This window comes from Pseudomonas sp. RL_105y_Pfl2_101 (genome assembly GCF_963970585.1).
Lineage (GTDB): Bacteria > Pseudomonadota > Gammaproteobacteria > Pseudomonadales > Pseudomonadaceae > Aquipseudomonas.
Genome location: NZ_CAXAPG010000009.1, coordinates 153,386 through 179,331, shown reverse-complemented (window position 1 = coordinate 179,331; position 25,946 = coordinate 153,386). Strand labels below are relative to the sequence as shown.

21 protein-coding genes and 1 pseudogene are annotated in these 25,946 nt (G+C 59.3%); 12 read left to right on the top strand and 10 right to left on the bottom strand.

All coding sequences use genetic code 11. The annotated features are described in order from the left end of the window. The first annotated feature begins 106 nt into the window (after nucleotides 1–106). From AACY31_RS13490 to AACY31_RS13480, 3 genes are all read left to right on the top strand, one after another. Nucleotides 107–928, top strand: coding sequence for a transporter substrate-binding domain-containing protein (locus AACY31_RS13490; RefSeq protein ID WP_339479921.1), 822 nt, complete (start codon nucleotides 107–109; stop codon nucleotides 926–928). Next, on the top strand, nucleotides 925–1,758 hold the full coding sequence (locus AACY31_RS13485; protein WP_339479920.1) for an amino acid ABC transporter permease: 834 nt from the start codon (nucleotides 925–927) through the stop codon (nucleotides 1,756–1,758). Before AACY31_RS13490 ends, AACY31_RS13485 begins: the two co-directional genes overlap by 4 nt. A 484-nt stretch (nucleotides 1,759–2,242) precedes the next feature. Further along, nucleotides 2,243–4,348, top strand: a complete 2,106-nt coding sequence (locus AACY31_RS13480; protein ID WP_339491675.1) for an autotransporter outer membrane beta-barrel domain-containing protein — start codon at nucleotides 2,243–2,245, stop codon at nucleotides 4,346–4,348. 63 nt (nucleotides 4,349–4,411) lie between these two features. Here the strand turns inward: AACY31_RS13480 and oadA are convergent, their stop codons facing one another. Together oadA and AACY31_RS13470 are read right to left on the bottom strand one after the other, a co-directional pair. Then, nucleotides 4,412–6,220 (bottom strand): sodium-extruding oxaloacetate decarboxylase subunit alpha, encoded by a 1,809-nt coding sequence (oadA, locus tag AACY31_RS13475; RefSeq protein WP_339479917.1) that lies wholly within the window; start codon nucleotides 6,218–6,220, stop codon nucleotides 4,412–4,414. A 12-nt stretch (nucleotides 6,221–6,232) separates the two neighbouring features. Next, a complete protein-coding gene (locus tag AACY31_RS13470) occupies nucleotides 6,233–7,648 on the bottom strand; it encodes an acetyl-CoA carboxylase biotin carboxylase subunit (protein WP_003187105.1) in 1,416 nt (471 codons plus the stop codon). Between the two features lie 187 nt (nucleotides 7,649–7,835). Between AACY31_RS13470 and AACY31_RS13465 the strand changes: the two genes are divergently transcribed. Further along, a complete protein-coding gene (locus AACY31_RS13465) occupies nucleotides 7,836–8,798 on the top strand; it encodes a LysR family transcriptional regulator (RefSeq protein ID WP_046063324.1) in 963 nt (320 codons plus the stop codon). Here AACY31_RS13465 and AACY31_RS13460 read toward each other — a convergent pair. Both AACY31_RS13460 and hexR read right to left on the bottom strand, forming a co-directional pair. Beyond that, nucleotides 8,740–8,949, bottom strand: a complete 210-nt coding sequence (locus AACY31_RS13460) for a PA3496 family putative envelope integrity protein (RefSeq protein WP_339479914.1) — start codon at nucleotides 8,947–8,949, stop codon at nucleotides 8,740–8,742. The two genes, AACY31_RS13465 and AACY31_RS13460, sit on opposite strands and share 59 nt — an antisense overlap. A gap of 339 nt (nucleotides 8,950–9,288) precedes the next feature. Continuing rightward, nucleotides 9,289–10,155, bottom strand: a complete 867-nt coding sequence (gene hexR / locus AACY31_RS13455) for a transcriptional regulator HexR (RefSeq protein ID WP_003187110.1) — start codon at nucleotides 10,153–10,155, stop codon at nucleotides 9,289–9,291. Between the two features lie 440 nt (nucleotides 10,156–10,595). Between hexR and AACY31_RS13450 the strand changes: the two genes are divergently transcribed. Beyond that, a complete protein-coding gene (locus AACY31_RS13450) occupies nucleotides 10,596–10,910 on the top strand; it encodes a hypothetical protein (RefSeq protein WP_339479913.1) in 315 nt (104 codons plus the stop codon). Nucleotides 10,911–10,979: 69 nt separating this feature from the next. On the opposite strand, the gene AACY31_RS13445 is transcribed toward AACY31_RS13450, so the two are convergent. After that, nucleotides 10,980–13,853, bottom strand: a complete 2,874-nt coding sequence (locus AACY31_RS13445) for a putative bifunctional diguanylate cyclase/phosphodiesterase (protein ID WP_339479912.1) — start codon at nucleotides 13,851–13,853, stop codon at nucleotides 10,980–10,982. A gap of 260 nt (nucleotides 13,854–14,113) precedes the next feature. Here AACY31_RS13445 and uvrD point away from each other — a divergent pair, with 260 nt between their 5' ends. From uvrD to AACY31_RS13430, 3 genes are all read left to right on the top strand, one after another. Next, nucleotides 14,114–16,297, top strand: coding sequence for a DNA helicase II (gene uvrD, locus AACY31_RS13440; RefSeq protein WP_339479911.1), 2,184 nt, complete (start codon nucleotides 14,114–14,116; stop codon nucleotides 16,295–16,297). A 312-nt stretch (nucleotides 16,298–16,609) separates the two neighbouring features. Beyond that, nucleotides 16,610–17,485, top strand: a complete 876-nt coding sequence (locus AACY31_RS13435) for a Tim44 domain-containing protein (RefSeq protein ID WP_339479910.1) — start codon at nucleotides 16,610–16,612, stop codon at nucleotides 17,483–17,485. 139 nt (nucleotides 17,486–17,624) lie between these two features. Next, on the top strand, nucleotides 17,625–18,032 hold the full coding sequence (locus AACY31_RS13430; protein WP_003187120.1) for an SMI1/KNR4 family protein: 408 nt from the start codon (nucleotides 17,625–17,627) through the stop codon (nucleotides 18,030–18,032). A 13-nt stretch (nucleotides 18,033–18,045) separates the two neighbouring features. Here AACY31_RS13430 and AACY31_RS13425 read toward each other — a convergent pair whose 3' ends face one another. Next, nucleotides 18,046–19,809 (bottom strand): cation:proton antiporter, encoded by a 1,764-nt coding sequence (locus tag AACY31_RS13425; RefSeq protein WP_339479908.1) that lies wholly within the window; start codon nucleotides 19,807–19,809, stop codon nucleotides 18,046–18,048. Nucleotides 19,810–20,088: 279 nt separating this feature from the next. Between AACY31_RS13425 and AACY31_RS13420 the strand changes: the two genes are divergently transcribed. Continuing rightward, entirely contained in the window at nucleotides 20,089–20,574 is a 486-nt protein-coding gene (locus tag AACY31_RS13420; RefSeq protein WP_339479947.1) for an acyl-CoA thioesterase, read from the top strand. A gap of 106 nt (nucleotides 20,575–20,680) precedes the next feature. On the opposite strand, the gene pdxY is transcribed toward AACY31_RS13420, so the two are convergent. After that, nucleotides 20,681–21,553: a pyridoxal kinase PdxY gene (pdxY, locus tag AACY31_RS13415; protein ID WP_339479907.1), complete on the bottom strand. Its 873-nt coding sequence runs from the start codon at nucleotides 21,551–21,553 to the stop codon at nucleotides 20,681–20,683. A 119-nt stretch (nucleotides 21,554–21,672) separates the two neighbouring features. On the opposite strand from pdxY, the gene AACY31_RS13410 reads away from it, so the two are divergent. Further along, nucleotides 21,673–22,095: a DUF3301 domain-containing protein gene (locus tag AACY31_RS13410; protein WP_339479905.1), complete on the top strand. Its 423-nt coding sequence runs from the start codon at nucleotides 21,673–21,675 to the stop codon at nucleotides 22,093–22,095. Nucleotides 22,096–22,107: 12 nt separating this feature from the next. On the opposite strand, the gene AACY31_RS13405 is transcribed toward AACY31_RS13410, so the two are convergent. Then, nucleotides 22,108–23,073 carry a CobW family GTP-binding protein gene (locus tag AACY31_RS13405; RefSeq protein ID WP_339479903.1) on the bottom strand — a complete coding sequence of 322 codons (966 nt, stop codon included), beginning with the start codon at nucleotides 23,071–23,073 and terminating at the stop codon, nucleotides 22,108–22,110. 27 nt (nucleotides 23,074–23,100) lie between these two features. Here AACY31_RS13405 and AACY31_RS13400 point away from each other — a divergent pair, with 27 nt between their 5' ends. Beyond that, nucleotides 23,101–23,454, top strand: a complete 354-nt coding sequence (locus AACY31_RS13400; protein ID WP_339479901.1) for an NADH:ubiquinone oxidoreductase — start codon at nucleotides 23,101–23,103, stop codon at nucleotides 23,452–23,454. Here AACY31_RS13400 and AACY31_RS13395 read toward each other — a convergent pair. Together AACY31_RS13395 and zigA are read right to left on the bottom strand one after the other, a co-directional pair. Further along, complete coding sequence (locus AACY31_RS13395; protein WP_339479899.1) at nucleotides 23,451–24,101, bottom strand: DUF1826 domain-containing protein; 651 nt, start codon at nucleotides 24,099–24,101, stop codon at nucleotides 23,451–23,453. The two genes, AACY31_RS13400 and AACY31_RS13395, sit on opposite strands and share 4 nt — an antisense overlap. Then, a complete protein-coding gene (zigA, locus tag AACY31_RS13390; RefSeq protein WP_339504556.1) occupies nucleotides 24,101–25,309 on the bottom strand; it encodes a zinc metallochaperone GTPase ZigA in 1,209 nt (402 codons plus the stop codon). The genes AACY31_RS13395 and zigA overlap by 1 nt, the downstream gene beginning before the upstream one ends. 144 nt (nucleotides 25,310–25,453) lie before the next feature. Between zigA and AACY31_RS13385 the strand changes: the two are divergent. Then, nucleotides 25,454–25,845: pseudogene (locus tag AACY31_RS13385) on the top strand (glutamine synthetase). Nucleotides 25,846–25,946: the final 101 nt, after the last annotated feature.

Here is a 25,946-nt window from a genome sequence, read left to right as displayed (position 1 = left end):
TCACTCATAAGCTTATGAAAAATACTCACTACCGGAGTTGTTCTTATAACTATTTAATACGCACCATTCAAAGAACTACAACTTATTTTTCCAACAGGGCCTTCTCATGAAACTACCACCATTGCTGGCTCTGGGCCTGACGCTGCTGAGCGCCTCTTCGCAAGCGTTCGCCGGCGCCACGCTGGATCGCGTTGAACAGAAAAAAGAACTGGTTGGCGTGCTGATGGAAAGCTACCCGCCCTTCTCGTTCCTCAATGATCAGAACCAGCTCGACGGTTTTGACGTGGACGTGGCCAAGGCCGTGGCGCAGAAACTGGGCGTGAAGCTGCGCCTGGAAACGCCGTCCTGGGACGTGATCGCGGCCGGTCACTGGAGCGGGCGCTATGACATCTGCATCTGCTCCATGACGCCGAGCAAGGCGCGCGCCGAAGTGTTCGATTTTCCCGTGCAGTACTACGCATCGCCAGCGGTGATCGTGGTTAACGCCAAGGACGACCGTATCCACGGCGCCAAGGACTTGAGCGGCAAGAAGGTCGGCCTGACCAGCGCCTCCAGCTATGAAAGTTACCTGAACAAGAACCTGGTGATCGAAGGTGCCGAGGATACTCAACTGAGCTACCCGTTCGAGAACGTGCAGATTGCCCCTTACGACACCGACAACGTGGCGTTCCAGGACCTGGGTCTGGGCGCCGGGGTGCGACTGGACGCGGTGCTGACCAACCTGGTGACCGCACAGCCGCGCCTGACCGAAGACAAGCGCTTCAAGCTGGCCGGTGAGGCGCTCTACTCCGAGCCGAACTCGGTGGTCATCGAAAAGGGCGATGCCCAGTGGGGCAACAAGGTGCGTGAAGTCTTCGCCCAGTTGAAACAGGACGGTACCTTGAGCAAACTCTCGCAAAAATGGATCGGCGCCGACATTACCCAATGACTTCTTTTCCACCCCCTCAGCCACCGCCACCGGTGGCTGAGTCACGCCTGCAAAAAATCTTCGGTTTTCGCACCCGCCTGTACCTGACCTGGGCGGTCATGTTGGTGCTGTTTGCGAGTTTTTTCCTGAGCTTCGACCTGAAGTTCTCCATCATCCTCGACAAACTGCCGAACCTGCTGGGCATGCACCTGGCGCCCAATGGCTTTGTGCAAGGCGCGGTGCTGACGTTGTTTCTGTGCCTGTGCTCGATCGTCGCTTCGTCATTGCTGGGCTTCATTACCGCCCTGGCGCGGCTGTCCAGCAGCGCGGTGGCGTTCGGTATCGCCAGTTTCTATGCGTCATTCTTCCGCGGCACGCCCCTGCTGATCCAGATCCTGCTGATCTACTTGGGCCTGCCCCAACTGGGCGTTGTCCCGGGCGCCATCGCCGCTGGGATCATCGCCTTGTCACTGAACTACGGCGCCTACCTGAGCGAAATCTTCCGCGCCGGCATCCTCGGCGTCCCCAACGGCCAACGCGAAGCCTCCCTCGCGCTGGGCCTGAGCGAAACCGTGATTTTCTGGCGCGTCACCCTGCCCCAGGCCATGCGCACCATCATCCCGCCGACCACCAACCAATTCATCTCCATGCTCAAGGATTCCTCGCTGATCTCGGTGATGGGGGTTTGGGAGGTCATGTTTTTGGCGCAGTCTTATGGTCGTTCCAGTTATCGCTATATCGAAATGCTGACGACGGCGGCGATTATTTACTGGTTGATGTCCATTGCGCTGGAGCTGATTCAGGCGCGGATGGAGCGGCATTATGGGAAGGCTTATCTGAATAATCGCTGAGCAGGGGACAAGGCAGCAGCAGATCGAAGGTGTAGCAAAAGGCTCATCCTTTGGATTCAGGAACCAAGGAAGCCTACCATCGCGAGCCCGATCTGTATCGAGCAATTGTCCGTTGCACTTTCCGATTGAGTGCTGCCGGACAACGCCAAGTCTTTATCCCAACGATTTAAACAAGGCATCCGGCGGTAGTGATTGCCCCGTCGAATGCCGGTCAAATAGAAAGGTCCGAGCAGGCCGTAGGGCAAAGCTTCGAACTATGAAATCCAACGAACCGACATCCTGAACTCCGCACGAGCAGCCTACAAATTTCATCCGCCGAATCTTTCCCACGGCGAGGAGATGGCTGGCATCGCCGCCCTGGGTGAAATTTTTAAAGTGCGACCTTCTCCATCACAGGTCGCACTCAATGCCTACCCAACACTTATTCCTGCCCCAACATCTCGCTCTTGCTATAGCTCTGGCACTTGGCTGTGCCGAGGTTTCGATGGCTCAGCAAACTGCCGAAATCCCCACGACTGCCCAGCTGCAGGAGCGTCTCAAGGCGCTCGCAGAAGCTCCAGATACCAAACATCACAATGTCGACAAACCTCGCAAAACCGCCATGAAACTGAACAAAACCAACGACTTGGTCAATGTCAGCGCAAAGGGTGCGTTCGGTGGGATGGTTGATGGAGGTGGCGGAACCAATGTGTTGCGATTGGACGACGCCGCGCACTCCACATTGGGTAAAACCCGTAATTTCCTGGCCATGCACGTCACGAAAGGCGAATGGGAGCACACCGGGAGCTTCACTGGCTGGGGAGTGATCGAGCCGACAACCGGATTGATCAACACTGGCCATATAGAAGGACAGGTCGGGATTTTCGGTGAACTCAATAACAAGGGGACCGTTGCGAGCAATGTTTCTGTCGAGTCGGGCGCTCGCCTGGTGAACTCCGGAACGGTATCCAGTCGCGTGGATGTTCGAGAGAACGCGACATTCCGCGGCAATGGGACGGTCGACACGCTGGACGTGGCGGGCTTGATGGAAGTCGGCCCTGAAATGGGCGCTCCTTCGGTCGTCAACGATCTCAAATTTTCCAAGACCGCGACGCTGGTCTACGGTATCGATGCAGAGAAAGGCAGCGCCACGATCAAGGTGGGTGGAACAGCGACGTTAGGCAATGCGATGTTGAAAATCACTTCCGTTCCGGGCGAATCCATCGGAGCGGGCAAACATGTCGTGATAAAAGCGGGCAAAGTCGATGGTAAATTTGGGCCGGTCATCAACGAATTGGCCTTTATGGCAGCGACACCTGACTACACCACAGAAGCGCAAGTAGAATTAACCCTTACACTTAAAGAGGTCGCGCGCCCTGGAATCACGCCGACTCAAAATAGCCAACAAGTTTTAGACAGTATCCTAAAACCGCAGCACGACGAACCAACGCTGCCAGACCCCGCCCTTGCATTACCAACAACCCAAATTTCCGTCACTGAATCGCCAACCAGTCCCCCTCCGTCCAATTCCACCGAACCGCTGAAAGTAGCCGCCAGCGCCAAGCCCAAGTCGGTCGTCCAGGCGCAAGCGGTCAAGCCAGCCCAAAAACCCAACGCCGCCATCAACGCCCTGCTCGGCACCAACCTGACCACCGCCGCCGATGCCATCGACCAACTGGGCGGTTATGACACGGCGGATCTGGGCAACGCCACCTTGAGCAGTGTCACGCCGATCAGCACGGGAATGCTCTCGGCCATGAGCCGGAGAAATCCGGCGGATGGGTACGACAACGGCCAAGTCTGGGTCCAGGCCATCGGCAACAGCGGCAGCCTCACCAAGCAATTGGGCAGCTTTGCCCTCAAGCATTCGACAAAAGGCCTGATGCTGGGAACCGACTGGGCCGTCAGCCCCGTTTGGCGACTGGGCATCATCGGCAGCAAGACCCAGACACGACTGGACAGCTATCAATTCGACGGAGCACTCGACAGTTGGCTCGTGGGCGCCTATGCCTTGCGCCAGGACGGGCCGCTGGCGCTGCGCCTGGGCGCTGTCTATGGCAGTCATGACGGCAGCACCAAGCGCCACGTTGCCTTCAATGGGTTCAGGGATCGCTTGAAGGGTCGTTACGATGCCACGACACAGCAGGTCTTTGGACAGATCGGCTACAACCTGGATGTTGGACATTTCGATATCGAGCCCTATGTCCAAGTGGGTTACCAGCGCTATCGACGCGATGCCTATACCGAAAAAGGTGGGGACGCCGCGTTGCAATACAACGGCCAGGCACAAGAACACTACAGCAGCGACCTCGGCCTGCGCCTCGCCCGTCCTTTGATTTTCGACCGAGGCATGCGGTTGACGCCGCGACTGGATGTCGGCTGGAAGCACCTGTATGGCGACGTAAGGGGCACCTCACATCAGCGTATGGCTAGCGGAAGTGGCATCTATACCGTCGAAGGTATCGAACTAGACCGTGACAGCCTGCTCCTGGAAGCGGGGCTGGACCTGGCCGTTTCACCACGGCATACCCTGGGGCTGAACTATCGCAGCGAAACAGGCCAGGACAACCACAACGGTGCACTGATGGGCCAGTGGCGAATGATGTTCTGACAGGCAAAAAAAAGGGGAGCACATGCCCCCCCGAGGTTAAAACGTTGTATCGAGGCGGTTAGCTCAGCCTTCGATCTCGATCAGGATCTCGCCCGGATTGACCCGGTCACCCTTGGCCACATGAATCGCGGTGACCTTGCCAGCGATGGCCGCCTGCACTTCGGTTTCCATCTTCATGGCTTCGGTGATCAGCACGGCTTGACCGGCCTTCACCACATCGCCTTCCTTGACCAGCACATCGACGATGTTGCCCGGCATGGTGGTGCTGACATGGCCCGGCGCAGTGGCTTGCTTACGCTTGCTGCCACCGCCGCCGACAAATTCATTGAGCGGTTCGAACACGACCTCTTCGGGCATGCCGTCGATGGACAGGTAGAAGTGACGCTTGCCTTCGGCCTTCACGCCCACACCGGTGATGTCGACGCGGTAGGTTTCGCCGTGAACGTCGATGACGAATTCGGTCGGCACGCCTTCGCCGCCCGCCGAGCTCACGCTGCCCGCCTCAGGGATGGGCAGCAGCACTTCCGGAGTCAGGGTGCCGGCTTCGCGTTCTTCGAGGAACTTGCGACCGATGTCCGGGAACATGGCATAGGTCAGTACGTCTTCTTCGGACTTGGCCAGCGCACCGATTTCGCCACGCAGCTTGGTCATTTCCGGCTTGAGCAAATCGGCCGGACGCACGTCGATCACCTCTTCACTGCCGATGGCCTGGCGACGCAGCTTCTCGTTCACCGAACCTGGCGCCTTGCCGTAGCCGCCCTGCAGATAGAGCTTCACTTCGTTGGTGATGGTTTTGTAGCGCTCACCGGCCAACACGTTGAAGAACGCCTGGGTGCCGACGATCTGCGAGGTCGGGGTCACCAGCGGCGGGAAACCGAGGTCTTCGCGCACGCGCGGGATCTCCGCCAGCACTTCGCTCATCCGGTTCAGTGCGCCCTGCTCTTTCAACTGGTTGGCGAGGTTGGAAATCATCCCGCCCGGTACCTGGTTGACTTGGACGCGGGTGTCCACCGCGGTGAACTCGCTTTCGAACTGGTGGTACTTCTTGCGCACGGCGTAGAAGTACAGGCCGATTTCCTGCAGCAGTTCCAAGTCCAGGCCGGTGTCGAATTCGCTGCCCTTAAGGGCCGCAACCATCGATTCGGTGCCCGGATGGCTGGTGCCCCAGGCGAAGCTGGAGATCGCGGTGTCGATGTGGTCAGCGCCGTTTTCGACAGCCTTGAGCTGACACATCGCGGCCAGGCCAGCGGTGTCGTGGGAGTGGATGAACACCGGCAACGATTGCTCGCTCTTCAGCGCTTTCACCAGTTCGCCAGTGGCGTACGGGGTCAGCAGACCGGCCATGTCCTTGATCGCCACCGAGTCGCAACCCATGGCTTCCATCTGCTTGGCCTGGGCCACGAACGCGTCGATGGTGTGCACCGGGCTGGTGGTGTAGGCGATGGTGCCCTGGGCATGCTTGCCTGAGGCCTTCACCGCCTCGATGGCGACCCGCAGATTGCGCACGTCGTTCATCGCATCGAAAATACGGAACACATCGATGCCGTTGACCGCAGCCTTGGCTACGAATGCCTTGACCACGTCATCGCTGTAATGGCGATAGCCCAACAGATTCTGACCGCGCAGCAGCATTTGCAGGCGAGTGTTGGGCAGCGCCGCGCGCAGTTGGCGCAAACGCTCCCACGGGTCCTCCTTCAGGAAGCGCACGCAGGCGTCGAATGTCGCGCCGCCCCAGACTTCCAGCGACCAATAGCCGACTTTGTCGAGCTTGTCGCAGATCGGCAGCATGTCCTCGGTGCGCATGCGCGTGGCGAGCAGCGATTGGTGGGCGTCGCGCAGGATTGTGTCGGTAACAAAGATCTTCTTGGACATGGTTGTATTTCCTTACAGGCCTGCGTGGGCGGCAATGGCGGCGGCGATGGCCAGGGCCAGCTCTTCGGGTTTGCGCTTGATCGAGTAGTTGGTCAGTTCAGGGTGGCTTTCAACGAAGCTGGTATTGAACTGGCCACTGCGGAATTCCGGATTGCGCAGAATCTCCTGGTAATATGCGGCGGTGGTCTTGACCCCCTGCAGGCGCATGTCATCCAGGGCCCGCAGCCCACGGTCCATCGCTTCTTCCCAAGTCAACGCCCAGACCACCAGTTTCAGGCACATCGAGTCGTAGAACGGTGGAATGGTGTAGCCGGTGTAGATCGCCGTGTCGGTGCGCACGCCCGGGCCGCCAGGGGCGTAATAGCGGGTGATCTTGCCGAAGCTGGGTAGGAAGTTGTTTTTCGGGTCCTCGGCGTTGATACGGAACTGCAACGCAAAGCCACGGTGCTGGATGTCTTCCTGCTTGACCGACAGCGGCAACCCGGAGGCGATGCGGATCTGTTCGCGAACGATGTCGATGCCGGTGATTTCTTCGGTGATGGTGTGTTCCACCTGCACCCGGGTGTTCATCTCCATGAAGTACACCTCGCCTTCGGCGAGCAGGAACTCCACGGTGCCGGCATTCTCGTAGCCCACGGCCTTGGCGGCGCGCACCGACAGGTCGCCGATGTAGGCGCGCTGCTCGGGGGTCAGCTGCGGGCTCGGGGCAATTTCAATCAGCTTCTGGTTGCGTCGCTGGATCGAGCAGTCACGTTCGAACAGGTGCACCACGTTGCCGAAACTGTCGCCCAGGATCTGCGCTTCGATGTGCTTGGGATTGACGATGCACTTTTCCAGAAACACTTCCGCCGAACCGAATGCCTTGGTGGCTTCGGAAATGACCCGTGGGAAAGCCTGTTCGAGTTCTTCGCGGCTGTTGCAGCGACGGATACCACGACCGCCGCCGCCGGACGTTGCCTTGAGCATCACCGGGTAACCGATCCGATCGCCTTCGGTCAGCGCTTCTTCAATGCCCGCCACGTTGCCTTCGGTGCCCGGCGTGACCGGCACACCGGCCTTGATCATGCTGCGGCGCGCTTCGGTCTTGTCGCCCATGCGGCGAATGACTTCTGCCGAGGGGCCAATGAATTTGATTCCGCGTTCGGCGCAGATGTCTGCCAGTTCGGCGTTTTCCGAGAGAAAACCGTAGCCGGGGTGCAAGGCATCACAGCCGGTTTCCACCGCCAGGTTCACCAGTTTGCGCGGGTTCAGATAGCCGGCCAGCGGATCGGCGCCAATGCTGTGGGCCTCGTCCGCACGCTTGACATGCAACGCATGGCGGTCCGCGTCGGAATAGACCGCGACCGAGCGAATGCCCATCTCGGCGCAAGCGCGCACGATGCGGACGGCAATTTCACCACGGTTGGCGATCAGGATCTTTGTTATCAATTGGAGGTTCCCTTGAGCCGGTGATACCACGGCCTGGGGTCCAGGCCGACGCGTGACCAGATGTAACAATTGGTCGCAGCCCCACACTAGTCCTGGCTGTCGATTAACAAAAATGAATATTTATTGGGTCGTGCATAAGCAAAGACTTATAGTTGCGCTATCCGTCTCGGCCCAGGGTGCTTAAATAATGCGTAAGTCATTGATGCGTATGACATTGCGTCAATTGCAGATTTTCAACGAGGTGTGCGACCTGAGGTCCTACAGCCGTGCAGCTGACGAAATGTCTCTCACACAACCGGCCGTTAGCCTACAGATTCGTTCCCTGGAAGAGCTGATTGGCCAACCGTTATTCGAGTATGTGGGCAAAAAACTCTACATGACCGAAGCCGCCGAAGCCCTGCAACGTGCCAGCCGGGACATCTTCGGACGCCTGGAAAACCTCGATATGCAGCTCTCGGATATGCAGGGTTCGCTGCAAGGCCAATTGAAACTGGCGGTGGAGTCGAGCGCCAAGTACTTCGTCCCGCACCTGTTCGCCGCGTTCAAGCGCCAGCATCCGGAGGTCAACCTGAACCTCACGGTGGTCAATCGCGGCCAGGTCATCCGCCGGCTCTCGGACAACCGTGACGACCTGGTGATCATGTCCATGGTGCCTCAGGACATGGGCCTGGAGTTCCTGCCATTTCTCAACAATCCAATCGTCGCCGTGGCGCCGCCCGATCATCCGCTGTGCCACATGGGCCCGCTGCGCTTGCAGGACCTGGAGCCCTATACCCTGCTGTTGCGCGAGCCGGGGTCCGGCACGCGACTGGCCTGCGAGGAGTATTTCAAGGAGAAACGGGTGCATTTCACCCAGACACTGGAGGTGGCGTCGGCGGAGGCCCAACGCGAGTGCGTGGTGGCCGGACTGGGCGTGGCACTGTTGACGCGCCACGCCGTGAGCCGAGAATTGTCGTCCGGCGCACTCATCGAATTGCCGGTGGAGGAGTTGCCGCTGTACCGCAGTTGGTGCCTGGTGCAGGCCAAGGCCAAACGCCTGTCACCGGTGGCTCACGCCTTCTTGGCATTTGTTCGCGGTGAGCGCGCTCAAATCATCGGCCTGGTTGAGCGTTTCGACGGGAAGCCTCCGGCGTTGCCTGCCAGTAATTGAACTCTGCCGTGCCAGGAAATTCGCTGATGTCGGCCAGGAGCTGGCGCTGTTCATAGCGGTCTTCGATGGCACGACGGAACGCCATACGGCGCTGGTCTTCCTGCTGACGACGGGTTTTGACGGCGCTGCGTTCTTCGTAGGACTGGGTCATGTCGAGACTCCCAAGACGTATACGGGAGCTTTACGATGACGGCGCGGGATGACGGTTTAGCGGCGCGAAGATTACAAGACGATGAATTTGGGCAGCCGCCACCTGCTGCGAAAATGCTTGCTCCCGCCGAACCATAGGAACCGCGCTGGAACCGCGCTGGAACCCGCGTAGGAGCTGTGTAGGAGCTGTCGAGTGCAACGAGGCTGCGATCTTTCCCCAAACACCTGAATCTCAAGCGAAAGATCAAAAGACCGCAGCCTTCGGCAGCTCCTACCGCAACCGAGCGCAAGCACTCCCTCGCCACAAAAGCTTCCTCGACAAAGAGTCGAAGCGACCCGATCAGTCGTCCAACGCCTTCACCGACTTGGGCGACAGCCGCAGGCTGCGAAGGCTGCGCTTCACGCTCTTGAGGTGGTTGACCAGGCTTGGCCCGCGGGCCATGGCGACACCCATTGCCAGCACGTCGATCACCACCAGGTGGGCGATGCGCGAGGTCAACGGCGTGTAGATCTCAGTGTCTTCATGCACGTCGATGGCCAGGTTCACCGTGGACAGTTCTGCCAATGGCGTCTGGCTCGGGCACAAGGTGATCAGCGAGGCACCACTTTCGCGCACTAGGTTCGCGGTGATCAGCAAGTCCTTGGATCGCCCCGATTGGGAAATGCAGATCGCCACGTCGGTGGGTTTCAAGGTCACCGCTGACATGGCCTGCATGTGCGGGTCGGAATAGGCCGCTGCCGTCAGCAGTAACCGGAAGAACTTGTGCTGGGCATCGGCCGCCACCGCGCCCGAGGCGCCGAAGCCATAAAACTCGACACGCTGGGCCTGGGACATGGCCGTGACGGCTTTTTGCAACGCCACTGGGTCGAGCTTCTCGCGAACCTCCATTAGGGTATGCAGGGTCGTGTCGAAGATTTTCAGGCTGTAGTCGGCCACTGAATCGTCTTCGTGGATCGCAAACTGACCGAAGCTCGCGCCGGCGGCCAAGCTTTGCGCCAGCTTGAGTTTCAGGTCCTGGAAACCCGAGCAACCGATGGCCCGGCAGAAACGCACGATGGTCGGTTCGCTGATGCCGACGCTGTGGGCAAGATCGGCCATGGAGCTATGCATCACGGCCGCAGGATCAAGCAGTACGTGATCGGCGACTTTCAGCTCCGACTTGCGTAGCAAGTGGCGTGACTGGGCGATGTGTTGCAACAGGTTCAAGGGGCTGGACTCTTGTTATGGGCAGGTGCCGGGATGTAGCAAGCTTGTAGTTATACTACAAGAATTGGCTTTTTGCCCGTCCAAAACGTAACTGGATTGCCTCGCCGCCCCTTTGTTTTGGCCGAGGATCCCCCGATGTAGCAGCTTGTGGCCGTAGCGCAAACGCTCAACGCTGCCGATCCGCTGGTTTCCTGGCCTGTCCTGAGCTTCTAACCCGGGGAAAATCGTTTATAGGTCACTGGCCAATCACCCAATAACTTGCTCCCCGCCAACATATATCCCGCAATAATAGACAGTAGACATCAAGACAAAACCAAGTAATCCATCGAAATATCATTTCTCCTTACAACACCAACAGCAATTGAGCAAACACTATCAGGGCGAAATAGATATATTGATTCCCGCAGGACGCAATCAACTTAACTACAGGAGTTACTACCATGAAAATCACGACTAAAGACTGGACCGCACAAATCGACCGCATGCCAGGCGCCGTATCTTTCCGCACCTTTGGCACCGTCACCGTGGCCAATAGCGGCGTTACCCCCACGCTGGTACGCAGCGACCTACAAGACAAGTCTCTTAATCTGCGACTGGAGTTGAAACTTGAACAATCCAACGGAATTTCACTGCCGGCACTGACAAACAAGCTCGTTGAGTATAAAGCGCTGGGCGACTCCAGTGTCACTGGCGTCAGTATTTTTTTCGAAGGCCAGTTACTGCACCACATCGATGAAGTGCTAGTAACTAACTAAGTGTAGACCCCATAACTTCCCGTCAGACGACGTCGTTGCCTGACGGGAAGTTTTCCTCGTGGTCCAGGCTCATTCACCCAGGTGTTGCGCCCGCAACAACCCAGCTAACCCGTCAGCCTCCACCGGCCGGCTGATCAGATACCCTTGAACCTCATCGCAACGTTCATTCCTGAGGAATTCGAGTTGCTCCTGCCGCTCAACGCCTTCGGCCACGACCTTGAGCGACAACCCATGCGCCATTGCAATGATTGCCCGGGTAATTGCCACATCCACGCTGCCCTCACCTAACCCACGAATGAACGCCTGGTCGATCTTCACGTAATCCACCGGGATGCGCTTGAGGTAACTCAGGGATGAGTAGCCGGTACCGAAATCATCGATCGCCAGCTTGACCCCAAGGTCACGCAATTGCTGGAACGTGGCGATAATGTGTTCCACGCTGTCGAGCAACTGGCTCTCGGTGAGCTCCAGTTCCAGGTATTGAGGGGCCAGACCGGTTTCTTCCAGTACCTGCCGCACCAGGCTGACCAGCTTGCCCTGACGCAATTGATGCACCGACAGATTGACGGACACCCTGATTGGCGCGAGCCCCTGACGCTGCCATTCGCATGCCTGCCAACAAGCCTGGCGCAATACGAACTCGCCAATCGGCCCAATCAACCCGGTCTCTTCGGCCAGGCCGATAAAATCCCCCGGCGGCACCCGGCCCATGGCCGGATGATCCCAACGCACCAACGCCTCGGCGGCGTTCAGGCGACCAGTCGCCAAACACAGTTTTGGCTGATAAAAAACCTTCAGTTGGTGCTCTTCCAAGGCCTTGCGCAACTGATTCTCCAACTGCAGACGCTCCAGCGTGCTGGCCTGGAGGCTGTCGGTGTAGAACTGGAAATTGTTGCCCCCCAAATGCTTGGCATGTTGCATGGCCATGTTCGCCTGGCTGACCAGCATGGCAACTTCCCGCGTGTTGTCGGGCAACAGACTGATGCCGATCGAGGCACTGAGCACCAGTTCATGGCCTTCTATGGTCAGTGGCACACGCAGTTTGGCGGCCAGCCGAGTGGCCACGCGCGCCAGGCTCGAAAGGTTGCCATAGGCATCGAACAACACCGCAAACTCATCGCCCGATAGCCGGGCGATGGTGTCCGCCTCGGGGAGCGCATTGATCAGGCGTCGTGCCATTTTCTGCAACAACTGGTCGGCGATGTCATGGCCGAGGCTGTCGTTGAGCAATTTGAAACGGTCCAGGTTGATATGCAGCAACGCCAGGCTGCGCCGTCCACCCTGGCGCACACGCTGGTGAGCTTCGTGCAGGCGCTCGCGAAACAGCGAGCGATTAGCCAGCCCGGTCAATTCATCGTAATGGGTCAGATAGCGCATCCGTTCTTCGGATTCGCGTCGCGCCGAAAGATCGGCGAAGAAACCCACGATATGACTGACATTTCCCCGAGCATCGCGCACGACGTTCAATTGCAGCCATTGCGGATACAACTCGCCGTTGGCCCGCGCCTCCACCAACTCCCCCTGCCAGGTGCCATGCTGCTTGAGCGCTTGGCGAATGATGGGGTAATGCCGGCGCGCGTCGCGACTGCACGGCAGGTCCACCACGTTGCGCCCAAGCATGTCATCGATATTGAAACCGGTGACCCGCGTGAACGCCTGATTGGCAGCGAGAAGCACGTAGTGAGGGTCGAAAATCACGATACCTTCACTGGCGGCTTCGAACACTGTGGCCGCCAGTTGCCGTTGCTGCTCAAGCTCCTTGTGGGTGCTGATGTCTCGCCGGGTGCCGACCATACGCAGCACCCGGCCGCTCACGCTGCGTTCCACGGCCCGGCCGCGGTCTTCGATCCAGACCCAGTGGCCATCGCCGTGGCGCACGCGGTATTCGATCTGGTAATCCTCGCTGCGACCCTTGAGGTGTTCGACCAAGGCTCGCTTGAGCGCCGGCAGGTCTTGCGGGTGCAGGCGCGGAGTGAGGTGAGTGAGCATCGCCGTGATGTATTCGGGCTCCAGGCCGAACAGTTCCTTGAGTTGTGTGTGATGAACTTCGTCAGTCTGCAGGTTCCAATCCCACAACCCCAGCTCACTGGCCTTGAGCGCCAGGGCTAGGCGCGCCTCGCTTTTGCTCAAGGCCTGGCTGGCGACCTCCAGTTCAAGACTGCGCTGCGCGACCCGCGCCTCCAGGCCAATCTGGGCCGCTCGCAGTTTTTCCTCGGCAGAACGGCGTTGTTCGACCTCCCGGGCCAGCGCGTCGTTGAGCTGGGCGCTGCGGGTTTGTGCTTGCTGCAGATGCTCGATTAGCGCCTGGTTCTGGAAGCGTCGCAACAGGCTGCGTTGGATCAAGCGGTTGACTTGCCAGGCCACCACGCTCAGCGAGACCAACACGATCAGCCCAAGCCAGCCCCACCCGCGTTGCTGCTCATCGCCGCCCCAGAAGAGGTAGCCGATGGCCGGTAACAGGCAGGGCAAGGTAAAGGACAGGAAGGCGGGAAGACTCACCGCGTAGGCCACACTGGCGGACAGGGCTGCCGCGCCAATCAGGCCGAACACCCAGGCCTGTTGTTGGAAACTGTCAGCCGGGACCAGCGCGATACCGGCCCCAGCCAGCGTCAGACCGGTCATCGCGGAGCCCAGCAAAAACATACGCAACCAGATCGGGTGTGCCTGGCGGCCCGGCATCGCCGAATCGAAAGCCGCCACCTGGATCACCCGCAACGCCACCAGCGACAACAACCAGACCAGCCAGACGCTGACCAGGAAATAGCGCCGCGGCTCCCATAACAGCGCGGCGCAGACCAGACCATTGAGCAACATGAACAGCGTGGGCAGCAGCGAGCCTTGATACAGCAGACGTGTGCGCTCGACCGCCATCTCCATGGCGTACTGCTTGCAGATGACCCGCGGCTCCACACAGGGGCCCACCGGATCGGAATTGAGGGTCATTGGCACTATTCTTGTTCTTATTCAGTGGAGCATGGAGAACCTGAAACAAGCACCGAGCATACACAAGCCATGGGCCATCCCACACTGCCCCAGCTCATAAAAATGCGGAACAAGTCGCTATTTCATTGGGTGGCGCCTCTTCGAAGCGGGCCCCGCCAATACCTGTAGTCTATGACCCGCCGGTCATCCTCAAGCGGTCTTTTATCGGCTGATGCAAAGCTCGGTTTGCCCGGGGTCGCGTCGCACCCTAGAATGCCCCGATGCGCGATGACCTCTCCCTTCTGCTGAACTCCCTCAACGATGCCCAACGCCAGGCCGTAGCAGCCTCCGTGGGTCGTCAGTTGGTCCTGGCCGGTGCCGGCTCCGGTAAAACCCGAGTGCTGGTGCATCGTATCGCCTGGTTGATCCAGGTCGAGAACGCCTCTCCCCATTCGATCCTGTCGGTGACATTCACCAACAAGGCCGCGGCCGAGATGCGCCATCGCATCGAACAACTGATGGGCATCAACCCCGCCGGCATGTGGGTCGGCACGTTCCACGGCCTGGCGCACCGCTTGTTGCGGGCGCATTGGCAGGAGGCCGGGCTGAGCCAGACCTTCCAGATCCTCGACAGCGACGACCAGCAACGCCTGGTCAAGCGGGTGATCCGCGAGCTGGGCCTGGACGAACAGCGCTGGCCCGCCCGCCAGGCCCAATGGTTCATCAACGGCCAAAAAGACGAAGGCCTGCGCCCGCAGCACATCCAGGCCAGCGGCGACCTGTTCCTGGCGACCATGCGCAGCATCTATGAAGCCTATGAGGCGGCGTGCCAGCGTGCCGGCGTCATCGACTTCTCCGAGCTGCTGCTACGGGCGCTGGACCTGTGGCGCGACCACCCAGGCCTGCTGGCCCATTACCAGAAGCGCTTCCGGCATGTATTGGTGGACGAATTCCAGGACACCAACGCCGTGCAATACGCCTGGTTGCGCCTGCTCGCCAAGGGCGGTGACAGCCTGATGGTGGTGGGTGACGACGACCAGTCGATCTACGGCTGGCGCGGCGCCAAAATCGAGAACATCCACCAGTACTCGACGGACTTTCCCGACACCGAAGTCATCCGCCTGGAACAGAACTACCGCTCCACCGCCGGTATCCTCAAGGCCGCCAACGCCCTGATCGCCAACAACACCGGGCGCCTGGGCAAGGAATTGTGGACCGACGGTGGCGAAGGCGAAGCAATCAACCTCTACGCCGCCTTCAACGAACACGACGAAGCCCGCTACGTGGTGGAAACCATCGAAAGCGCGCTGAAAACCGGCCTGGCCCGCAGCGACATCGCCATCCTGTACCGTTCCAACGCCCAGTCGCGGGTGCTGGAAGAGGCGTTGCTGCGCGAACGGATCCCCTACCGCATCTACGGCGGCCAGCGCTTCTTCGAGCGAGCTGAAATCAAGAACGCCATGGCCTACCTGCGCCTGATCGAAGGTCGCGGCAACGACGCGGCCCTGGAGCGGGTGATCAACGTGCCGACGCGGGGCATCGGTGAGAAAACCGTCGAGGCGATTCGCGATCACGCGCGCCACAGCCACGTATCCATGTGGGAAGCCATGCACCAACTGGTCGCCAACAAAGGCATGGCCGGTCGCGCCGCTGGCGCCCTGAAGGCCTTCATGGACCTGATTGAAGACCTGGCCGCCAAGTGCGGGGACATGCCTATACACTTGATGACTCAGACCGTCATCGAGCAGTCCGGCCTGATCGCCTACCACGAAGCGGAAAAAGGCGAGAAAGGCCAGGCCCGGGTGGAAAACCTCGAGGAGCTGGTCAGCGCCGCGCGCAACTTCGAAAGCACCGAAGAAGACGAAGCCCTGTCGCCGCTATCGGCCTTCCTGGGTCACGCTTCCCTGGAGGCCGGTGACACCCAGGCCGACGAACACGAAGACAGCATCCAGCTGATGACCCTGCACAGCGCCAAGGGTCTGGAATTCCCCTACGTGTTCCTCGTGGGCATGGAAGAAGGCCTGTTCCCCCACAAGATGAGCCTGGAAGAACCGGGACGCCTGGAGGAAGAACGGCGCCTGGCCTACGTCGGTATCACCCGCGCCATGCAGAATCTGGTGCTGACCTACGCCGAAACCCGACGTTTGTATGGCAGCGAGACCTACAACAAAGTGTCACGCTTCGTACGTGAAGTACCGAAGGGTCTGATCCAGGAAGTGCGACTGTCCAACAGCGTCAGCCGTCCGTTCGGTGGCGGCCAGCAGCAAAGCACCAGCAGCCTGTTCGGCGGCAGCGACATCCCTGAGACCGGCTTCAGCCTCGGCCAGACCGTACGGCATTCGGTATTCGGCGATGGCGTGATCCTCAACTTCGAGGGCGCTGGCGCCCAGGCGCGGGTGCAGGTGAACTTCAGCGAAGGCAGCAAGTGGCTGATGCTGGGGTATGCCAAGCTCGAAGCGATCTAAAGATTTCGTATGAAGCACCTTGCTGTGGGAGCAAGGCTTGCCCGCGAGGCGGTGGCACATTCGACACAGATGCGTCAGACAGATCGCTATCGCGGGCAAGCCTTGCTCTCACAGATATCTCTTCCTATCCCATATTAGTTTCCGACCGAACTTATTTACTTTTCCTACAGCCCAAAGCGAGCAAGCCTTCTTGCACAGCCGAAGCTGAACCTAAGCTGTCACGCAAAAACCCGAAACACTCTGTCGCTAGCCAGCAACAGTTCAGCTGTGCAACATGACCCGCGTGCTATCCACAGATGGGAATGCCTTTATATGAAACGTTTTCTTAGCATCGCCATGGCGCTGTGCATTGGCCTGACGATGGCCATCGACGCCAATGCTGCCAAGCGTTTTGGCGGTGGTAAAAGTTCGGGCGCGGCCCCAACTCACCAGACCAGCCAGATGGCGCCGTCCTCTGCCGCCGGCTCTACCGCTGCCAGCGCAGGTGCGGCCGGTGCCGCAGGTGCTGCCACCAAGGCCAGTGGTGCTTCGCGCTGGCTCGGTCCCCTGGCCGGCATCGCCGCCGGTGGCCTGCTCGCCTCCATGTTCATGGGCGACGGCTTCCAGGGCATGCAGATCTTCGACATCCTGATCATGGCGGTCATCGCCTTCCTGGCCTTTCGCTTCATTGCCGCCCGTCGTCGCAAGCAGCAGGAGCAATTGGCGCCGGCCGGCCACGCATCGATGCAACGGGAAGAGTTAAACCAGCAACCTGCCGGTGGCTCGATCTTCGGCGGTTCGGCAGCGCCTGCTGCCGTCCGTCCGGTCATCAATGCGCCAGCCTGGTTCAACGAAGGCCGCTTCGTCGAAGCCGCGCGCAACCATTTCATGTCCCTGCAGCAACATTGGGATGCGAACGAAATGGACAAGATCTCCGAATTCGTGACCCCACAGCTGCTGGAGTTCCTCAAGCGCGAGCGGGCCGAACTGGGCGATGGCTTCCAGTCCACCTACATCGACAATCTGAACGTGCAACTGGACGGCGTCGACGATCGCGCCGACAAGACCATCGCCACCCTGACCTTCAGCGGTGTGTCGAAGGACTCTCGCTTCGACAAGGGCGAAGCGTTCAGCGAAAGCTGGAACATGGAACGTGCCCAGGGCGATGACCAGCCTTGGCTGGTGGCCGGTATCCGCCAGAACGGTTGAACCTTTGCCCGTTTTGCATGTTGAAATAAAAGAACCCCGGCTCAGGCCGGGGTTTTCTATTTCGCAGTTGCATCTATAGCGAGCTACTGTATAAACCGCTCCATATCAAACCGCGCCATCGAGAAAGAGGATCCCGGACGTGGAAGAAATAATCGAACAATTGCGTGAAGCCAACGAGCCCGTACCGGTCCCGCTGGAGTTGCCCGACGAAGACTTGCTGGTAGAGATCGAAGAGCAGCTGTTCATCGATATCCCATTCGTCTTCAGGGAATTTTTGCTGACCGTCAGCGATGTCGTCTATGGCAGCCTGGAACCGGTGACCGTCACCGATCCACAGTCCCACACCTACCTGCCGGATGTGGCCGCCAATGCCTGGGATGCCGGCGTCGACCGCAGCCTGATCCCGATCTGCCAGGACGGCGACGATTATTATTGCGTCGAAGAAGACGGCACTGTGGTGCTGTGGCAGGCCGAAGAAGAACTGATCGCCGAAGAGACCTGGGAGTCGGTCTGGCACTGGGCCCGGGACGTCTGGCTGGAAAGCTGAGCCCCACCGCCGCTCAGTGCCCGGACGAGTCCTTGTGGTTGTCCAGGGTTTCAAGCAAGGCCACCTGCATCCGCGTATGCAGGCGGATGAACCAGCGCCATAGCAGTGCCGCTACGGCAGCCGCCACCACGGCGATCAGCACGAGCAACTTGTTGGTCGGCAGAATGCTGGCCGACAACGCTGCCAATAGCAGGAAAATCACCAACAGCGAGAGAATCGGGATCACTTCGGCAATCACCCGACGCACGCGCTGGGTATGGCGACCAGCCATTTCCGGTTTCACGCTCATCTCCGCCAACAGCATCGACAGTGCCTTGAGCTTGCGATAGGCGGCGATCAGGAACGGTAGCGACAGCAACAACGCCCCGCCCCAGATCAATGCTTTCTGCCAGCTCGGGTCGCTTATCCATACTTGCAGGTAAGCCGATATCCGCTCGGCGAAATAACCGCTCGAAACAAAAATCGCGATGACCAGCGCCAGGTTGACTCCAACCTGCAGCACAATCCGCCGGACCATCTGCGCCACCATCGCCCCTTCGCCGTGGGGCTGGATGCTGCGCAGCCATTCGCCATACATCCCCAGCACCCGCGTCAACCGTTGCGGCATGACCGTCGCCAACTTGACGGACAGCGGGTCGGCGGCCCGGATCAGGTACGGTGTCAGCAGTGTGGTCAACACCGAGACGGCGACCGCAACCGGATAGAGGAAATCGCTGGTGACCTGCAGGGTCATCCCCAACGACGCGATGATGAAGGAAAATTCGCCGATCTGCGAAAGGCCCATCCCAACGCGCAGCGAGGTGCGTCCGTCGTTGCCGGCGATAAAGGCACCGAGGCCGCAGGACAGCATCTTGCCAACTACAACTGCACCCGTGATCACCGCAATCGGCCAGGCGTGCTGCAGCAATATCGCAGGGTCGAGCATCAGCCCGATGGCGACGAAGAAAATCGCGCAGAACAGATCGCGCACCGGCTCCACCAGCCGCTCTATTTTCAGCAGTTGCCGGGACTCGGCCATGATCGCACCGATCAGGAACGCCCCGAGCACCATGCTGTACTCCAGCTTCACCACCAGCAGGCAGAAGCCGAAACACAAACCCAACACGGTAATCAGCAGCATTTCGTTGCTGTCGAACTTCGCCACGTAGGCCAGTACCCTTGGCACCAGCAGAATGCCGACGACCAACGCGACGATCATGAACAACGACAACTTGCCCACCGTGGAAAACACCTCGCCAGAGCTCACGGTGCCGCTGACGGCAATGCTCGACAGCAAGGCGATGATGCCAATACCGAGGATGTCCTCGACGATCAACACCCCGAAAATCAGCTGGGCGAAGCGTTCGTTCTTCATCTTCAGGTCGTTGAGAGCCTTGACGATGATAGTGGTGGAGGAAATGGCCAGGATCGCGCCGAGGAACAGCGAGTCCATGGTGCTCCACTCGAACCAGCGGCCGATTTCATAGCCGATCCAGATCATCAGCACGATTTCGAGGAACGCCGCGATGAAGGCCGTGGCCCCGACCTTGAACAGTTTGCGCAGGCTGAACTCCAGGCCCAGGCAAAACATCAGGAAGATCACCCCGAGCTCGGCCAGGGTCTTGATTGTGTCTTCGTCGTGGATAAAACCGAACGGTGGCGTATGCGGGCCGATGATGAAGCCGGCCACGATGTAGCCCAATACCACCGGCTGCTTGAAACGATGAAAGAGTAAGGTCACCAGCCCCGCTGCCATCATGATAATTGCCAAGTCCTGAATGAAGCTGATGGCATGCATGTCGGGGCTCCCTGTTCAAAATGGCTCACTGCAGAGCTGGAGAAATCCATTTCCTCTGTAGGAATTGCCCTCGCAACGGGTTTTTGAAGGGTAACACCGCGACTTCCGACAAAAAGACGATGCAATATATGGAAACAGATCCATCGGCGCGTGACGGCAACCACAGGTGCAGCGTCCCGATATCGGTGGCTTTTAAAACCTGGTGACCTGTTCGCAGGCCACTGCCCAGCACCCGCAGAGGTGCACTCCCGAATGACTGCCTTGAACCGTGAGTACGTTATGGAACCCGGAAACGCCCAGCTGTCGATGACGGTATTGATGACCCCCGATATGGCCAACTTCTCTGGCAATGTCCATGGCGGCACCTTGCTCAAATACCTCGACGAAGTCGCCTACGCCTGCGCCAGCCGCTATGCCGGGCGCTACGTGGTGACCCTGTCGGTTGACCAGGTCATCTTCCGTGAGCCGATTCATGTCGGTGAGCTGGTGACCTTCCTGGCATCGGTGAACTACACCGGCAACACGTCGATGGAAGTGGGCATCAAAGTCGTGACCGAGAACATTCGCGAACGCTCGGTGCGCCACACCAACAGTTGCTTCTTCACCATGGTAGCGGTGGATGACCAACGTAAACCCGCAGCCGTGCCGCCCTTACAGCCGCAAAACAGCGAAGCAAAGCGCCGCTACGAACAAGCCCAGCAGCGCCGGCAGATTCGCCAGGAGCTGGAAAAGCGTTACCAGGACATCAAGGCAGACGGGCCTTAATCGGCCACAGAAACAAATGTGGGAGCCTGCTCGCGATGACAGCATTATCCAGCCTGTCACACCGCTATCGCGAGCAGGCTCGCACACATGGATTGGCGCTGTTTGATCAAATACTGATCGGCACTGCCTCGAACCGTACCCGTGGATGGGCGATCCGGTCCTGGGCGCGGACCAGTTCCAGCTCATAGCTGGTGCAGGCCTGGGTTTCCAGCAGCACTTCATGCACCGCCGCGGCAGTGAATTCCAGGGCCGCCACCAGGCTGTCCCCTAACAGTATCCGCGCCAGGAACAACCCCGAGGTCAGGTCACCCACGCCCACCGGATGACGTGGGAAAGCCAGCAGTGGACGGCGCAGGTGCCAGCTACCGTCGGCAGTCACCAGTAGCATTTCGAAGCTGTCATCGGGCTTGCCAGGGTAGACCAGGTGCTTGACCAGCACCGCCTTCGGTCCACGGGCCAGCAACGCCCGGGCCATGGCCAGGCAGTCGAGCAAGGACTGCGCCTTGCGTCCCGAAAAACTGTCCAGCTCCAGTTGGTTCGGGCACATGAGGTCCGCCACGGCAGCGGCTTCTTCCAGGAGAAACTCACTCACCTCGGGCGCCACGATGCAGCCCTTCTCTGGATGTCCCATGACCGGGTCACAGAGGTACAGCGCCTTGGGATTGGCAGCCTTGATCCGCGCCACGCCCGTCAGAATCGCCCGCCCCTGAGCCGCGCTACCCAGGTAGCCGGACAACACCGCATCGCAATGACCCAGCTCACCGATCGCCGCAATGCCTTCTACCAATGCCGGTATCTGCTCTGGCGCAAGCACTTCACCGGCCCATTGACCATACTGGGTGTGATTGGAAAACTGCACGGTATTGAGCGGCCAAACGTTCACTCCGACCCGCTGCATCGCAAACACTGCGGCGCTATTGCCAGCGTGACCGAACACCACGTGGGACTGAATGGCAAGCAGATGAGGCGTACGTTTCATGCGGGAAGTTTCCGTAAAACGATTGAAATTCAAGCCGCGCAGTATGCGACTAAACGCAGCCTGTACGACAGACCGGCGAGGCAGTTAAGCTGGCAGCAACTTGTTGGAGCACTTAGTTCATGCTGACCCTTGGAAACATTTTCGTGCTGATGCTGCTGGCTACCGGCGGTGCCTGGCTGTGGCACAACCATGGCTTGCGCGAACGGGCGTTGGCGAGGGTCATGCAGCATTGCACCAACCTCAAGATCGAGTTGCTGGACGGCAACGTGGCGCTGAAAAAACTCGGTTTTGTGAAGGACGCCAGCGGACGACGACGGCTGGCACGCGTCTACACCTTCGAATTCACCGTCACCGGTGAAAGCCGCCATTCAGGCACCATCACCCAGTTTGGCGCCCACAGCGCGCACATCGAACTGGCGCCCTACCCGATGCCCTTCGAAGAAACACCGACCCCCTCCATTGAACCGGTCCAAACCAGGCCCAGGGCTGAAGTCATCGAGTTGAGCCAGTGGCGCCAGGAACACAACAAATGGAAGCCTTGAAACAGGGCTGACTCAGCAACACCGACAAGTCGCCAACCCGGCTTGCAGGCGATCAACGTCTTGCCGCTGATCGAAAATCAGCTCGATCCGAGAATCCTGGCGCCACTCACTGGCTTGCCAGCCCAGTGCCGTCCCCTCCAGCGCATTGGCTGAAACCCAGCCGTCGACACTGCGGATAACCATCTTCGCCCGCCTCCAATCCTGGCCTTGCAGCCATCGCGTCAGTGCCGCTGCGTCGAATTGCTGGCTTGGGTGCCAGCGCCAACCAATACTCCAGCCACCTTCCTGCTGCTGATACAAGCAAATCGGCAGCGTCGGCTCGGACCAAATGGCCGGTACCTGCCCCAGGCTCTTGGGCAGCTTCAAGTTATCCACAGCCCCGCTGCCCCGAGTTGCAAGGCCAGGCAATTGCTCGATCGGCAACGCAGCCTGTTGTGTCCAGTACAACGCACGTCCTGAGAGTTGCGCCGTCAGTCGTTGGCGATCGGCTTGTGTGAGGGTCTCGGACTTGTTCAGCACCAGCAGTCCGGCATCCGCCAGGGTCTGTCGCTGCGCGTCGGGTATAGGCTTGCCGTCCACCATCGCCCGGGCATCCAACACCAACACACAGGGTTGCACCGCTAGCACGCCGAGCCATGGCGCTTCGCACAGTTGCCGAAGCAACTGTGCGGGATGACCCAGGCCCGAGGGTTCGATGAACAGCCGATCCGGCCGGGCCTTGCGCAGCAAACGCCCAAGACCGATCTGAAACGGCGCGCCGTTGACGCAGCACAAGCAGCCACCGGCCACTTCGCCCAGTGCGATACCATCGCCGGCCTGGGTCAGCAGCGCGGCATCCAGGCCGATCTGACCGAACTCATTGATCAGCACCGCCCAACGCTCATTGGCCGGGCGCTGGGCCAGCAGATGCCTGATCAGGCTGGTCTTGCCGGCACCCAAGGGACCGGCGATGACATGGGTGGGAATGTGCTGCAACATAATCGACGGCTTTCGATGGAGGTGAACATGCGAATGATCGGCTGGTTGTTACTGGCACTGACGTCGAACCAGGCTCTGGCCCAGGCTTGTGTGGTTCACAGCCAGGCGGAACGGCTGGATGTGAAAGTCTGCCAACAGAACCGCAACATCCCGCAGAAGCTGTTTGCCGATGGTTTCTGCCAGCCAAACCTTGCCGGCCAGAAAGTCGAAGTGCAATACGTCGATCATTGCCCTGGCGGCGCGTTCGGCGTTTGCAGCAACGCCCAGGTCGCCAATATGCCTTACCACCAGGATATTCACTATTACGGCGTGGCGACCGATGCCGCTTATCTGCGGCCATTTTGCGAAGGGCAAAGCCAGGGCACCTGGCTCAAGCCTTAAGCCAGCCAATCCAGCGTGAGAATCAATCGACGCTGTCCCAGCGCAGGCTCCGGTGATCGATGGATCAGGCCAAGGCCTTCGTTACCGTGCCATTTTTCGCCTTTAAGCAAACCCACATCGCCGCAACGAAACTGCTGGATCACGCGCGGATCACTGGGTTCAGCCTCAGGCTCGGCAAGTCGTCGACGGTCCATGGCACCTTCCTCGAGCCACTGGCTGCCAACGCCCGCATAGGTGGTCAGCAGCCGCACCGGCACGTGGTCAACGTGAAAGCGCGGGCACATCGCCTTGTCCAGCGCGCGCAGGCGCAGGCCAACACGTTGGGCACCCAACAGGCAGGCAAACGCACTGACCAGCCAGGAGACATCAGCGATAAAGCCTTCATAGCCTTGCAGATCGCTAAAGCCTGCGGCCAGGCCTCGCAGCGCTGGCAGGGTGTCTTCTGCTGGCAAGTCGAGCACCCGTGATTCGGCCAGCGGTTGGTCCATCGCCAGCACCATGGACGCAAAGTCGCTGATGTGTGCAGGAAGCTGCCGCTGCCAGACCGCCAGGTTAGTGCCGTCGTCCAGGATCTGCGTAAATACCCCTGGCGTATCACCTTGGACCTGGCGTGCCTGCGCTGCCCTTTTTAGACTGGACGCCAGCATCACGCCGCGACCTCGTCATGCCACGAGCCGAACGGATCCGGCAACAACCGCCAATTTTCAACACCGAGCGCCATCTCCGCATCGGTGAGCAGGCAAGCGTCCAGTTCGGCGGTGAGCTGGCCGAAGTCGATGTCCTGACCAATGAAGACCAGCTCCTGACGGCAATCGCCTGTGGCAGCAAGCCAGTTCTTCATGATCGCCGCTGTACTTTCCTCATCTTGCGGCCATTGGTTTTTCGGCACGAATCGCCACCAGCGCCCGGCGAAGCCATGCCGCATCAAGCCTCCGGCCTGGGACCAACTGCCCGCCTCCTCAGGTTTGCTGGCCAACCAGAAGAAACCCTTGGAGCGCAGGAGTTTGCCATTGAGCCATGGACGGTCGATAAAATTGAAAAACCGCTCGGGATGAAACGGCCGATGAGCCCGATAGGCGGTGGAGGCGATGCCATATTCCTCGGTTTCTGGGACGTGCTCCCCACGCAGTTCCTGTAGCCAGCCAGGGGCCTGGGCGGCGCGTTCGAAGTCGAAAAGGCCTGTGTCGAGGATTGTGCTCAGCGGCACCTGTCCCATGACCATGGGGAGGATCTGCGCCTGGGCGTTGAGGCGCTGCAGAATCACGGTCAACTCTTCCCGATCATGCTGGCTGATCAGGTCGATTTTGCTGATCAAAATCACGTCGGCAAACTCGATCTGTTCGATCAGCAGGTCGGTGATCGAGCGTTCATCGTCCTCCCCCAGGGTTTCACCCCGTGACGCAAGGCTTTCAGCGGCCTGGTAGTCCAGCAGGAAATTCACCCCATCGACTACCGTCACCATGGTGTCGAGCCGCGCAACATCGGCCAGGCTTCGGCCTTCTTCGTCACGAAAAGTGAAGGTTTCTGCCACTGGCAACGGTTCAGAAATGCCTGTGGATTCGATCAACAAATAATCGAAACGCCCTTCCCTGGCGAGTTGCCCGACTTCTTCGAGCAGGTCCTCGCGCAACGTGCAGCAAATGCAGCCGTTGCTCATTTCCACCAGTTTTTCTTCGGAACGACTCAAGGTGACATCTCGCTGGACTTCGCCGCCATCGATGTTGATCTCGCTCATATCGTTGACGATCACCGCAACTCGCAGATTGTCGCGATTACGCAGAACATGGTTGAGCAGCGTGCTTTTACCGGCACCGAGAAATCCGGAAAGAACGGTCACGGGAAGACGATTGGGCATCAGGTATATCCTCATCGGGCGGCCGCTTCGACTACGGCTCGTTTCCAGGGTTTGACTAGGTTCAGGGGCATGGTGCTTTTTATGTTATAGTATAACAACACAATTCAACCAGCCCCGACGCCCTTCATGGTTTGAGATCACTCCATGCGCAATCATCTGAAATTCGTATTGGCGAGCCCGTTGCTGCTGTGGGTGTTAAGCGCGTCGGCCCAAAGCCCGCTCCTGGCGACCTGCACCCGCAGTGCAAATTTGCTGGCGTGCGTGGACATTCAGGGCAATGCTTACAGCGTCGCAGCGGCGGGAAACACCATTTATTTGCGAGGATTTGAAGCGGCCAGTCGTCGTTATTGGGCGCAAACCAATAGCCGTTACGGTCAGCTCACTTTTTTTACTGGCTTGGCATCGGATGGAGAAAGTTGGGTCGGATACAGCCGGCGTGTAGGTTGGAAAGCCTCAATCGTTTTTCGAGTTCTGGTGGTAGTGCGGGCGTATTTGTATGCGGACGCCTGAACGGTTGTCAGGACTCATCGCGCTGATGTTTCACGTGGAACATGGACGCTTGGGGAGATGAAACGCCTTTCATGGAAAAGGTTTCTTTAAATTAGTCGTTATACTATAACATCTAATTTTTAACCTT